The organism is Pseudomonas neustonica, assembly GCF_003797945.1.
GTDB classification, from domain to species: Bacteria; Pseudomonadota; Gammaproteobacteria; order Pseudomonadales; family Pseudomonadaceae; genus Halopseudomonas; species Halopseudomonas neustonica.
Window position 1 is genome coordinate 1 of sequence record NZ_RKKU01000003.1, and the last position, 12,759, is coordinate 12,759.

Here is a 12,759-nt window from a genome sequence, read left to right on the forward strand (position 1 = left end):
CGTGACCGGTGATTCCGGGATATCACCCAAAATCGGTCACGATAAAACGGAATGAGCGGTCACGTTAGCCCGGAACAGGCGGTCACGTTCAAACGGAATGGGCGGTCACGATGGGCCGGAATATGCAGTTAGATCCTTTAGAGCTTTCCCCGTTGTCTGGGGATGTCCTGATCGACGTTTTATCGCAGACTAAAATGTGGCCGGTTTAGTTCTGATGAAAGCGACAGGATCGTTAGGGCAGCTATTTTATTTAGCGATGTTGTGAGGTTGTTCGAGGATGATCAGGGCCTTGCCCGTCGATGGGTAAGAGCGTCACAAAACGAGCTGAATGGCCAGGCACCGATGGAGTTTTTTCGTACTGGAGTTGAATGTGAGGCGGTCAGGGATCTTATCGGACGACTAGAGATGGGTATGTTTTGCTGAGCTCTGCAACCTTACCCAGATACATCTAAATGAACATTGTGGGGCTTTTTGGAGCTATAGATCGGGTTGAATCCCGTGAATTCTTATAGGTACACCCGCCACGACTCTCCTGCGCCGAGAAACACCAAGCCTTTTCTCTGTGCCGTCAGGGAGCTCTGCAATAATGTATCCATTTTTTGACACTACAACGGTGCATGACAACTTTTTTGCTCTTTTATAGGCCATGTTTGTTGCCATGGCCGCTTGCTCCGCAATCCGGGAGTCGAGTGCCACATCGCTTTGGCCTGCGCTGTCAGGTTGGGAGTCAATAATCATAGCCCGGTCAGCCTTAGTGACTTCATGTTCAGTCAGCATACGGGTGTTGTGAGCCGATTATCAAGAATCAGATTAATGCGACTTCTGCGCCATACCTGCGGTCGATAAGGTGTTGAGTCAGTTCGAAATTTGCCTCGTATGCAGCAGGTGCGGGAGAGTCGCACTTTTTAGCGCCAAGAGTAGGACGCAAAATTGACGATGAGTTGAGGGGGCTGGATGAAGCTATTCATCTAGCCAGATGGGCAGCGCGACGGGAAGCACTCGAGGCCGGCCAAATGAGGTCGCAATTGTTACCATAGTGTGGCCAAACCGGCCAAACTATGGGTGCAAGAACACACTTGAAGCGCACAGCAAAGAAATGGTGGGCCCAGTAGGACTTGAACCTACGACCAAGCGATTATGAGTCGCCTGCTCTGACCAACTGAGCTATAGGCCCACGTGCTTATAGCAGGGCGGAATTATACGGGCTGAGATGGCCTCTGACTAGGCATGCGTTGCAGGAAGCTAACGAAATTGCGTCGCTTGGTTGCGGCAGGCGCGTTTTAGGCTCTCAAGGCCCCGTTATGTTGGGATGTTGTTCGTGCGGAACGGTTCGCGAGCGGAGACAAAAATGCCCAGCATAGCTGGGCATTGATGCACTGCGGTTCACATGAGCTTACTCGTCGAGGAAGCTGCGCAAGTGATCGCTGCGGGTAGGGTGGCGCAGTTTACGCAGTGCTTTGGCTTCGATCTGACGAATCCGTTCACGGGTGACGTCGAACTGCTTGCCGACTTCTTCCAGGGTGTGATCGGTGTTCATGTCGATACCAAAACGCATGCGCAGTACCTTGGCCTCGCGTGCAGTCAACCCGCCCAATACATCGCGAGTGGCCTCTTTGAGGTTCTCCACGGTGGCCGAGTCGATTGGCGATTCCATGGTGCCGTCTTCGATGAAGTCGCCCAGATGGGAGTCTTCGTCGTCGCCGATTGGAGTTTCCATCGAGATGGGCTCCTTGGCGATTTTCAGCACTTTACGAATCTTGTCTTCCGGCATTTCCATGCGCTCGCCCAGCTCTTCAGGTGTGGGTTCACGACCCATTTCCTGCAGCATCTGACGAGAGATACGGTTCAGCTTGTTGATCGTTTCGATCATGTGTACCGGAATACGAATGGTACGAGCCTGGTCCGCAATGGAGCGCGTGATTGCCTGACGAATCCACCAGGTGGCATAAGTCGAGAACTTATAGCCGCGGCGGTATTCGAACTTGTCTACTGCCTTCATCAGACCGATGTTGCCTTCCTGGATCAGATCAAGGAATTGCAAGCCACGGTTGGTGTACTTCTTGGCAATAGAGATAACCAGACGCAAGTTGGCCTCGACCATCTCTTTCTTGGCGCGACGAGCACGGGCTTCACCAATCGACATGCGACGGTTAATGTCCTTGACCTCGGATACAGTCAGCTCAGCTTCCTGTTCCAGTATGGTCAGCTTCTTCTGCGCACGAAGGATGTCGGGTTTAACCGCTTCCAGTGCTTCGGCGTAGCGTGGTTTTCCGGCCAGCAGTTCGTCAACCCAGCCATCGTTGACTTCGTTGCCCGGGAAGCTGCGCAGGAACTCGTTACGCGGCATACGTGCATCACGTACGCACAATTGCATGATCGCGCGCTCTTGCTTGCGGATCTGATCCTGCGCACTGCGGACACGCACAACCAAGGCTTCATACTGCTTGGGTATCAGTTTGATCGGCATGAAGAGCAACGCCAACGCATCCAGCTCGGCAATAACTTTGCTGCTGTTGCGTGGGTTCTTCTTCAGGACCTTTTTGACTTTCTCGAGCTGATCACCGATCGCGGTGAAGCGCATGCGAGCGATCTCTGGATCCGGGCCGCCATCGCCTTCGTCATCCGAGCTGTCGTCGTCATCGCTGTCGTCGTCATCATCATCGCTGTCGTCGTCGGACTTTTTCTTGTCGTCCTTCGAGGCCGCGCTGGGAATTTGAGCGTTGTCGGTGCCAGACAGGCCGTCATCGTCAGGGTCTATATAACCACTGAAGATGTCAGACAGACGTCCGCCTTCCTCGGTGACGCGAGCGTAGTCGGCAAGAATGCTCTCGACTGTCCCCGGGAACATAGAGATGGCCGCCATGACTTCGCGGATGCCTTCCTCGATGCGCTTGGCGATTTCAATCTCGCCTTCACGGGTCAGCAGCTCGACCGTACCCATTTCACGCATGTACATGCGCACGGGGTCGGTGGTGCGACCGATATCCGTCTCAACCGCGGCTAATGCAGCAGCAGCCTCTTCGGCGGCAGATTCATCGGCATCGTTGTCGGCGAGCAACAGAGCATCAGCATCCGGTGCAACCTCGAACACGGTGATGCCCATGTCGTTGATCATGCGGATGATGTCTTCTACCTGTTCCGGATCGGAGATATCCTCGGGCAGGTGGTCGTTGACTTCCGCATAGGTCAGATAGCCCTGCTCGCGACCGCGGGCAATGAGCTCTTTGAGACGGGATTGCTGTTGCGCTTTTCCGGACATAACAACCCTTGTGGACGCATTGGTGTGCAAAAAAGTAAGCTGCGGATTATACCCTGAATTTAGGGCTCCGCGCCAGTTGAGGCGGCGTTAGCTGTCGGTTTTTGGTGCGCGTTGGCGTCCAAAAAGATCGAGCAGTTGCTGCTTCTCCTCGGCGCTAAGCGGCTGGTTAGCCGACTTTGCCAGGAGTTTGTCGATGTGCCGTTCGGTTTGTTCGGCGGATAATCTATTTATAGTGTCGAAAAACTGTTGTTCAAGGTTGTGATCAGGATTATTCAGCAACCATTCCTGTTCAGCCAAGTGACTCAGTTGCTCGCCAAGCGCCGTACCATGCCACCTGGCGAGCAATTCTATGGTGCTTAATCCTGGGTTTTTTTGTGCTGCATCCAGCAGTGCTACCAATAGTCTTGCCTCATCCTTGTCTTCGTCAGCCAGTTCATTGGCCTGCTGCGCCATGCCTGCCAGGTGCGGGTGGTGCAACAGGGTGCGAGTAGCTTGCAGTAGCGGGCTATCTACGCCTTTCTTTCCGCTGCGCTGAGGCTTTCGCGGGGCGGGTCGCTCGTTGCGCTCGCTCGGTTCATAGCTCGGCGCATAGTCATCCATCGGCGGTTGCCAGTCGTCGTCCCAGTTGGGCGGCGCATCCTGTTGCTCTGGCGCTGCGATGGTAGCCGGTTCGCTAAGGCTGGCTACTGGCTGCTTAGCTTCGGTCTCGACGCGGTTCAGGTCCATGCCGGTAATCTGGGCCAGCGACTGGCGCAGTAGGCGACGCAGCAGACTGCCGGGTACTTTATCGATCAATGGTAGTGCCAGTGCCGCCAGATGCGCTTTGCCTTCGAGGCTGACAGGGTTGGCCTCTATGCTCAAATGCCGAAACAGGTACTCGGTGAGCGGTTCTGCCTGCTCGTTGACGCGCTGCTGAAACGCTTGCTGGCCTTCTTCGCGCACCATGCTATCCGGATCTTGTCCGTCAGGCAGAAACAAAAAACGCACGTGCCTGCCGTCTTCCAGCACGGGTAGGGCAGAGTTCAGTGCCCGCCAAGCAGCCTGTTTGCCTGCCTTGTCGCCGTCAAAGCAGAAGGTCACGCTATGCACCAGACGGAACAGGCGCTTCAAGTGATCTTCGCTGGTCGCGGTGCCAAGTGTCGCTACGGCGTTGGTGACGCCGTGCTGAGCCAGGGCAATCACGTCCATGTAACCTTCGACCACAATAACGTCGTCTAGTTGCCGGTTCTGCTGCTTCGCCTCGTATAGGCCATAGAGTTCTTGGCCCTTGTGGAAGACTGGCGTCTCCGGCGAGTTCAGGTATTTGGGTTTGTCGTCACCCAGAACCCGGCCACCAAAGCCAATCACGCGGCCCCGGCTGTCACGAATGGGGAACATGATGCGATCACGAAAGCGGTCGTAACGTTTTCCGCTGTCTTCGTTCTCAACCACCAGGCCCGCTTCGATCAGCGCCTTCTGCTCTGAGGTGTCGCGACTAAGGTGCGACATCAGGTTATCCCAGCCGGGCGGCGCCAAGCCTAGATCGTAGGTTTTGGCGATATGTCCGGTGAGTCCGCGCTGCTTGAGGTAGCTGACTGCACGTTGTTTCTTTGGGTGGTGGCGCAATTGCTGACGATAGTAGGCTGCCGCTTGCTCAAGCAGTGCATATAACGGGCTGTCTTTGCGCGGTGTGTTTTGTTGCTTGCGGTCGCTGCGCTCTTCGCGGGGTACGGCGACGCCAGCCTGTTTGGCCAGGTCTTCGACTGCCTCGGGAAAGTCCAGCCGCTCAAAGTCCATGACAAAACTAAGCGCATTGCCGCCCGCGCCGCAGCCGAAGCAATAATAGAATTGCTTGTCCGGACTGACGCTGAAGGACGGTGATTTTTCGTTATGAAAAGGGCACAGTGCCGAGTAGTTCTTGCCGGTTTTCTTGAGTTTCAGGCGCGCACCAACCACCTCGACGATATCGGTCCGTCCGAGAAGGTCATCGATAAAGCCCTGAGGAATAAGCCCGGCCATGTATCTGCCTTGCACCAGCAAAAGGAAACCGCGAGCGAACGGCTAGGCCGGACGCTTGATCGGTTTGGCGCACTATAATATCCGATAGGCACGGAGACGCAAAAATCCAGCCCGTTCCAAAAATTGGAAGGCCGGAAAAGTGCGTATATCAGATTTTTTCAGCTACTTATCAAGCCTTGTAAGGCAAGAACGGTTGGGCCTGCGATCAGGCCCTACAGAGCTGAAAGTCGGAACTCAGTACAGACGTTCGCGACGACGCTGTTCGCGTTGAATCTTTTTAGCGTGACGCTTAACAGCGGCAGCAGCCTTGCGCTTGCGCTCGGTAGTGGGCTTTTCATAAAACTCACGACGGCGCACTTCAGCCAGAACGCCTGCTTTTTCGCAGGAGCGTTTGAAACGACGCAGGGCCACGTCGAAGGGTTCATTCTCTTTAACTTTGACGTTAGGCATTTCGTACCTTTCTCAAACGTTGTAGTCGTAGCCGAAGGCGATATTGCCTACGGCGATTGCATTTCAAGGGACGCGGATGTTACCGCCTCCCTTTGGAAAATGCAAAGCCTATGACACCCATAAAGGCAAAAAACTGGCCTGTGGGCGCCGGGCTGATTATGATGCGCGACTTACTGGATTAATGCGAGCGAGTTCGCACTCAACCACACAAAGGCAAAGCATGCGTGTTCTGGGTATAGAAACCTCCTGTGATGAAACCGGCGTTGCGATATACGACAGCGAGCGAGGGCTGCTCGCGGATGCGCTCTTCAGTCAGATTGATCTGCACCGGGTATACGGTGGTGTAGTGCCGGAGCTGGCTTCGCGCGACCATGTCAAACGGTTGGTGCCGTTGATGCGTGAGGTGTTTGATCAGGCTGCTCTGCAGCCAGGCGAGGTCGATGGCGTGGTTTATACCGCTGGCCCGGGTCTGGTTGGGGCGCTATTAGTCGGTGGCGCCTGTGCGCGTGCACTGGCCTTTGCCTGGGGCGTGCCGGCGCTGGGCGTGCATCACATGGAAGGTCATCTGTTGGCCCCCATGCTGGAAGCGTCTCCTCCTGCGTTCCCTTTTGTCGCGCTGCTGGTGTCGGGTGGTCATACCCAACTGGTCCGGGTGGACGGCATTGGTGAGTATCAACTCTTGGGTGAATCGTTGGACGATGCCGCCGGTGAAGCCTTTGACAAGACCGCCAAGCTGATGGGGCTGCCTTACCCCGGTGGCCCCGAGATCGCTCGCCTGGCCGAAGAGGGCGAAGCCGGCGTCTTTGTTTTCCCGCGCCCCATGACGGACCGCCCCGGTCTGGATTTTAGTTTCAGTGGTTTGAAAACATCGGTGCTGAATGCCTGGCAGCGCTGCCAGCAGCAAGGGGAGGTCAGTCATCAGGTGCAGGCCGATCTGGCGCTGGGGTTTGAAACTGCTGTAGTGGAAACGCTGACCATCAAGTGTAAGCGCGCACTCAAGCAGACGGGGCTCAAGCGGCTGGTGATTGCTGGCGGTGTCAGTGCCAACCAGCGCCTGCGCGCTAACCTGGAAAAAATGACCGCTGGTCTGAAAGGCGAGGTGTTTTATGCACGTCCCGCCTTCTGCACGGACAATGGCGCCATGATTGCCTACGCTGGCTGTCAGCGGCTGATGGCTGGGCAGCACGACATATCTGGTATCGAGGCGCGCGCGCGCTGGCCGATGGATCAGTTGCCTGCGTTGGCGGTCAAGGCTTGAAGCGCGTTTCCTGGCCGTTGATCAGGCGGCCAATGTTGACCCGGTGGCGCAGCAGTATCAGGCTGACCATCAAGGCTACGGGTATCAGTAATTGTGGCGCTTGCCAGGCTAGCCAGGGGAGTAAAGACAGGCTGGCCAATAGTGAGGCGAGTGATGCCATGCGTTGCCAGTAAAAAGCCAATAACCAGACGAGCGCTGCCAGCAGTGCGGCAGGCCACGCCAGAATCAGCATAACGCCCGCGGCAGTGGCAACGCCCTTGCCACCTTGCAGGCGGTGAAAGATGGGGAGTACGTGGCCACAGACGGCGGCCAGGCCTACCCAGCCCTGGTACGCCAGAGATAGTTCGGCATGGCGGGCCAGCCAAACTGCCAGCAGGCCTTTGCCGAGATCGCCGATCAGAGTTGCCAGTGCCAGTGAGCGGTTGCCTAGGCGTAACATATTGCTGGCACCTGGATTGCCCGAGCCGAGTCGGCGTGGGTCTGGCAGGTGACGCAGACGGCTGATCAGCACGGCAAAGGAGACTGAGCCGAGTAGATAGGCAATGCAGGACCATAGCAGCAGGTTGGCGGGCATAGTGCTGACCGTAATTAAAACGACGATTGTAGTCGACATGGGAGCAATGCGTGGATCAGGTTTTTATCAAAGGGTTAACAACGGATGCCGTTATCGGTATCTACGACTGGGAGCGCACCATTCGTCAGCCCCTGATCTTCGATCTGGATATGGCCTGGGATATTCGTCCTGCAGCTGCCCATGAAAATATCGACGCCACGCTGAATTACGCGGCAATCAGTGAGTTCATTATCACCTTTGTGCAGGCCAGCGAATTTTTACTGGTTGAGACGCTGGCCGAGAAGCTGGCGGCCAAGCTGCGCAAGGAGTTTGATATTCCCTGGCTGCGTTTACGGGTGACCAAGCCTGACGCAGTGAAGCAGGCCGCCGGCGGCGTTGGCGTTTTGATCGAGCGCGGAGTATTGCCGTCGTGAACAGGGCTTATCTTGGTCTGGGCAGTAATGCTGCGCGCGACTACCACTTGCAGCGTGGCTTGGATGCGCTGTGTGAGTTGGGCGCTAACCTGCAGGTGTCACCGGTATTTGAGAGTGACGCAGTGGGGATGCTGGGTAAGCGCTTCTACAACCTGGTAGTGGTGTTTGATACCAGGTTATCGCTTGCTGACCTGAACGCTGCGCTCAAGGCCATTGAGGCCGCCTGTGGGCGGCGAGAGACCAAGGTTCCGGGTCGCATCACCCTGGATATTGATATTCTTACCTATGGCGAGCTGAGCGGCGTGCATGCTGGCCTGGTGTTGCCACGCCCGGAGGTACTGCGCAATGCCTTTGTGCTTTGGCCGCTGGCGCTGCTGGCTCCTGACGTTCTATTACCTGGCACTGAGTTGAGCTATGCCCAGCATTGGTCTCAATGGCAGGGTACCCAGCAACTCTGGGCTGTGCCTTTTGTCTGGCATGATCGTGCCTTGACGCCTCCCGACCTGCTATCGAGCAGTCAGGTCCACGCGGCCTTGTAATCGGCGATGGCCTGTTGGCGGCTTTGCTCAAGTGCCTTGCCTAGCTCCGCCCCTTGTAACCCAGCAGCCAATAACGGCTGAACGGCCACAGCGCGCGCTGCCTCTGCTGCGCCGCGCAGGTAATCGGCTTGCGGGTATGGCGCCTCTTCACGTCCAGTGCGGCCCTGCGCATCGGCGCGGCACACCGCCAGAAAATACTCGAACCGCTCGGCGCGGCGGTAGATATCCAGTGCTTTGAACAGCTTGATCAGCGTTTGTGGTCGCAGTTCCAGTGCGCGGTGGCTGTGGGTGTGATATTCGCAGCACAGCAGGGCTAACTCCTGGCAGTCCTTTGGCGCCTTGCAGCGTTGATTGATCGCTTTTACCGCCTTGAGCCCCTTTTGCTCATGGCCGTGGTGTTTCGGCCATTGCGCCTGCGGCGTCAGGGCCTTGCCCAGGTCATGCAGCAGACAAGCCCAGCGTGCCGGGAGTGGTAACTGCTCGCGCGCAGCGATCTGTAGCACTTGCAGAATGTGTTCACCGGTGTCGATTTCTGGATGGTGGGCTTGCGGTTGCGGTACGCCGAACAGGGCATCTATCTCGGGCAGTAACTCCGCCAGTGCGCCGCAGTCGCGCAGCACCTGGATAAAGACCTCAGGGTGCGGTTCCATCAGTGCGCGACTAATTTCCTGCCAGCTACGCTCAGCGGTAAGGGTTTGCAGTTCGCCAGACTCTGCCAGTTGACGCATCAAACCAAGCGTTTCCGGGGCGACCTGGAAACCCAGATCGGCGAAGCGCGCGGCAAAGCGCGCCACGCGCAGCACGCGCAGAGGGTCTTCGGCGAAAGCTGGAGAGACGTGGCGCAGCAGGCGCCTGTGCAAATCTTGTTGGCCGCCGTAAGGGTCAATGATGCTGCCATCCGGCGCCTGCGCCATCGCGTTGATGGTCAGGTCGCGCCTAATCAAGTCGTCCTCCAGGGTCACATCCGCGCTGGTGTGGAAAGTAAAGCCACCGTAGCCTTTTCCACTCTTGCGCTCAGTCCGGGCAAGGGCATATTCCTCGCCTGTTTGCGGCTTGATAAATACCGGGAAGTCCTGCCCGACGGGCTGGTAACCCTGTGCGAGCATGGCTTCGGGGGTGCTGCCGACCACCACCCAGTCACGGTCGGTAACCGGGCGGTCCAGGAGTTGATCGCGGACGGCGCCGCCGACCAGATAGATGGAAGATGTGGATGACATGGAGCCTCGGTTGGCAAGCCTTGATCTTGTGAACTGCAAGCTTGACGCGCCAGGCCGCAAGCCGCAAGCCGAACCAGCCTCTCTGTTTTGTTTGTATCACTTGGCTCGGCTTGCGCGCCCACTGCTTGAGACCTGAAACCAGCTCATGCTTTCGTATATCGTCTAAATCGGCGGGATATTCAGGTCGAAGCGCGGAAATTTATCTTCCTCCGGCTCCGGGCGCGGTGGGATGTGCGCTTCACTCACCAGGCGAGTGCCGTCGCGACTTTCCAGGTGCACATCAAAGCCCCAGAGGCGGTGCAGGTGCTTGAGCATCTCATCGGTTGACTTGCCCAGGGGCTTACCCTGGTGGCGTTGGTGATGCAGGGTGATAGATCGGTCGCCGCGGCGATCAACCGACCAGACCTGAATGTTCGGTTCGCGGTTGCCCAGGTTGTACTGGGCCGCGAGTAACTCGCGCACCGCCCGGTAGCCGCTGTCATCATGAATCGCAGCCACCTCTAGGTGATCGTCTACCTCGTCATCGATAATCGCAAACAGCTTGAAATCACGGATCACCTTGGGTGACAGGTATTGGAGAATAAAGCTCTCGTCCTTGAAGCTGCGCATGGCGAACTTGATGGTTTTCAGCCAATCACTGCCTGCAACGTCGGGGAACCAGTGGCGGTCTTCTTCGGTTGGATGTTCGCAGATGCGCCGAATGTCCTGCATCATCGCGAATCCGAGTGCGTAGGGGTTGATGCCGCTGTACCAGTCGCTGTCGAACGACGGCTGGTAGATCACGCTGGTATGCGATTGCAGAAACTCCATGATGAAGCCGTCGGTAACCTTGCCCTCGTCATACAGGTGGTTCAGTAGGGTGTAGTGCCAAAAGGTGGCCCAGCCCTCGTTCATGACTTGGGTCTGGCGCTGAGGATAAAAGTACTGGGCGACCTTGCGCACAATTCGCACTATTTCACGCTGCCAGGGCTCCAGCAGCGGTGCGTTTTTCTCGATAAAGTACAGCAGGTTCTCCTGCGGCTCGGAGGGGAAGCGGCTCTGCTCTTCGTCGCTATGCCGCTCACTGTTGGCTACCGGTATGGTTTTCCACAGCTCGTTGACCTGGCGTTGCAGGTGCTCCTCGCGCTCCTGCTGGCGTTGTCGTTCCTCGGCAGCGGAGATAGGGTAGGGCCGCTTGTAGCGGTCTACGCCATAGTTCATCAGCGCGTGACAGGAATCCAGCAGATCCTCGACCGCATCAATGCCGTAGCGCTCCTCACACTCGCTGATGTACTGCTTGGCAAACACCAGATAATCAATGATCGCACCGGCGTCGGTCCAGCTGCGGAACAGGTAGTTACCCTTGAAGAACGAATTATGGCCGTAGCAGGCATGGGCGATGACCAGTGCCTGCATGGTCATGGTGTTTTCTTCCATCAGATAGGCTATGCAGGGATCGGAGTTAATCACGATCTCGTACGCAAGCCCCATCTGGCCGCGTTTGTAGCCCTTCTCGGTCGCCAGAAAATGTTTGCCGTAGGACCAGTGGTGATAACCCAGCGGCATACCGACCGAGGCGTAGGCGTCCATCATCTGCTCGGCGGTGATGACCTCGATCTGGTTAGGGTAGGTATCCAGTCCATAAATATCATGGGCGATACGGCCGATTTCCTGGTCGTACTCGCGGATCAGCTCGAAGGTCCATTCCGAGCCGGTAGAGATGGGAGTTCGCGTCATGTGGCCATCCTTTTCTGGAATAGCTGGCGAAATACCGGATATATATCGGCGGCGTCGGTAATCTGCTGCTGTGCAAAACTGTCGGCAAAATGCTCAGCTACGGCCTCATATTCTTGCCATAGGGTCTGGTGCTCGCGCGGCGTTATTTCGACGTAGCAGTAGTACTGCATGGCCGGCATGATCTGCTTGATCAGCAGTTCGCGGCAGATCGGCGAGTCGTCGTTCCAATTGTCGCCATCGGAAGCCTGGGCGCAGTAAATATTCCACTCATTGACCGGATAACGCTCTTCGATGATCTGCTGCATCAGCCTTAGGGCGCTGGACACAATAGTGCCGCCGGTTTCACGGGAGTAGAAGAATTCCTCCTCTTCGACCTCCTTGGCGCTGGTGTGATGACGAATGAATACCACGTCTATACGTTCGTAGTTCCGGCGCAAAAAGAGGTAGAGCAGAATATAGAAGCGTTTGGCCAGGTCTTTGGTTGCTTGCGTCATGGAGCCGGATACGTCCATCAGGCAGAACATGACGGCTTTCGACGAGGGGTTGGGCTGCTTGACGATCAGGTTGTAGCGCAGATCAAAGGTATCCAGAAAGGGGATGCGCTCGACGCGGGTACGTAGTGCGGAGATCTCTTCCTGCAGGCGTTGGATACTGATCAGGTCGTCCGGGCTCTCCCGGCGTAGTGCCTCCAATTCATCGCGGGCAGCCCGCAAGCGCTTGCGGCTGCCGCCGCTGAGGGCGATGCGCCTAGCGTGGGCGGCGCGCATTGAGCGTACGATATTGATGCGCGAGGGATTGCCCTGTTGACTGATTCCCGCGCGCACTGGTTTGAAGGTGTCGGTCCCAGTCAGTTGGCGTTTGATCAGGTTGGGTAGCGCCAGGTCTTCAAACATGAATTCGAGAAATTCGTCTTGCGTGATCTGGAAGACGAACTCGTCCATGCCTTCACCGCTATCGCCGGCCTGGTTGCCCCCCGGCCCGCTGCCACCGCCGCCCTGCGGACGGGCGAAACGGTCGCCAGTGGAAAACTCCTTATTGCCGGGATGAACCTGCGTCTGGCGGCCGCCCTGACCGTGGTGAAAAATCGGCTCATCAATGTCCCTGCCGGGGATACTGATGTTCTCGCCATGCTCGATATCAGTGATCGAGCGGTGGCCTACTGCTTCCTCCACGGCCTTTTTGATGTGCGACTTGTAGCGCCGCAAAAACCGTTGCCGGTTTACGGTGCTCTTGTTCTTGCCATTTAGACGTCGATCAATCACATAGCTCATTCAAGGCCCTCCGGGCCAGCCGCAAGCTATAAACTGCAAGCTTGAAGCTGGCCGTGCTGCTTTG

11 protein-coding genes and 1 tRNA gene are annotated in these 12,759 nt (G+C 56.8%); 4 read left to right on the forward strand and 8 right to left on the reverse strand.

The features are described from left to right. The first annotated feature begins 261 nt into the window (after positions 1-261). Entirely contained in the window at positions 262-423 is a 162-nt protein-coding gene (locus tag EF096_RS20855; protein ID WP_158611232.1) for an antitoxin Xre/MbcA/ParS toxin-binding domain-containing protein, read from the forward strand. A 674-nt stretch (positions 424-1,097) separates the two neighbouring features. Here the strand turns inward: EF096_RS20855 and EF096_RS03680 are convergent. The 4 genes from EF096_RS03680 to rpsU all read right to left on the reverse strand — a co-directional run bounded on the left by EF096_RS03680 (position 1,098) and on the right by rpsU (position 5,707). Beyond that, a tRNA-Ile gene (locus EF096_RS03680) sits at positions 1,098-1,174 on the reverse strand. 219 nt (positions 1,175-1,393) lie between these two features. Further along, complete coding sequence (gene rpoD / locus EF096_RS03685; RefSeq protein WP_123888274.1) at positions 1,394-3,259, reverse strand: RNA polymerase sigma factor RpoD; 1,866 nt, start codon at positions 3,257-3,259, stop codon at positions 1,394-1,396. 87 nt (positions 3,260-3,346) lie between these two features. Beyond that, complete coding sequence (gene dnaG / locus EF096_RS03690; protein WP_123888275.1) at positions 3,347-5,257, reverse strand: DNA primase; 1,911 nt, start codon at positions 5,255-5,257, stop codon at positions 3,347-3,349. Positions 5,258-5,491: 234 nt separating this feature from the next. After that, positions 5,492-5,707 carry a 30S ribosomal protein S21 gene (rpsU, locus tag EF096_RS03695; RefSeq protein WP_092286121.1) on the reverse strand — a complete coding sequence of 72 codons (216 nt, stop codon included), beginning with the start codon at positions 5,705-5,707 and terminating at the stop codon, positions 5,492-5,494. A gap of 220 nt (positions 5,708-5,927) precedes the next feature. Here rpsU and tsaD point away from each other — a divergent pair, with 220 nt between their 5' ends. After that, positions 5,928-6,965, forward strand: coding sequence for a tRNA (adenosine(37)-N6)-threonylcarbamoyltransferase complex transferase subunit TsaD (gene tsaD / locus EF096_RS03700; protein ID WP_123888276.1), 1,038 nt, complete (start codon positions 5,928-5,930; stop codon positions 6,963-6,965). Here tsaD and plsY read toward each other — a convergent pair. After that, positions 6,955-7,539, reverse strand: coding sequence for a glycerol-3-phosphate 1-O-acyltransferase PlsY (gene plsY / locus EF096_RS03705; protein WP_123888504.1), 585 nt, complete (start codon positions 7,537-7,539; stop codon positions 6,955-6,957). The two genes, tsaD and plsY, sit on opposite strands and share 11 nt — an antisense overlap. Before the next feature lie 50 nt (positions 7,540-7,589). On the opposite strand from plsY, the gene folB reads away from it, so the two are divergent. Both folB and folK read left to right on the forward strand, forming a co-directional pair. Next, entirely contained in the window at positions 7,590-7,952 is a 363-nt protein-coding gene (folB, locus tag EF096_RS03710) for a dihydroneopterin aldolase (protein ID WP_123888277.1), read from the forward strand. Further along, on the forward strand, positions 7,949-8,491 hold the full coding sequence (folK, locus tag EF096_RS03715; RefSeq protein ID WP_123888278.1) for a 2-amino-4-hydroxy-6-hydroxymethyldihydropteridine diphosphokinase: 543 nt from the start codon (positions 7,949-7,951) through the stop codon (positions 8,489-8,491). Before folB ends, folK begins: the two co-directional genes overlap by 4 nt. Here folK and EF096_RS03720 read toward each other — a convergent pair. The 3 genes from EF096_RS03720 to EF096_RS03730 all read right to left on the reverse strand — a co-directional run bounded on the left by EF096_RS03720 (position 8,470) and on the right by EF096_RS03730 (position 12,695). Further along, positions 8,470-9,708 carry a multifunctional CCA addition/repair protein gene (locus tag EF096_RS03720; protein WP_123888279.1) on the reverse strand — a complete coding sequence of 413 codons (1,239 nt, stop codon included), beginning with the start codon at positions 9,706-9,708 and terminating at the stop codon, positions 8,470-8,472. The two genes, folK and EF096_RS03720, sit on opposite strands and share 22 nt — an antisense overlap. A gap of 162 nt (positions 9,709-9,870) precedes the next feature. Continuing rightward, positions 9,871-11,424: a SpoVR family protein gene (locus EF096_RS03725; protein ID WP_123888280.1), complete on the reverse strand. Its 1,554-nt coding sequence runs from the start codon at positions 11,422-11,424 to the stop codon at positions 9,871-9,873. Then, the gene (locus EF096_RS03730; RefSeq protein ID WP_123888281.1) at positions 11,421-12,695 is read right to left on the reverse strand and encodes a YeaH/YhbH family protein; all 1,275 of its coding nucleotides are present in this window, start codon (positions 12,693-12,695) and stop codon (positions 11,421-11,423) included. The genes EF096_RS03725 and EF096_RS03730 overlap by 4 nt, the downstream gene beginning before the upstream one ends. Positions 12,696-12,759: the final 64 nt, after the last annotated feature.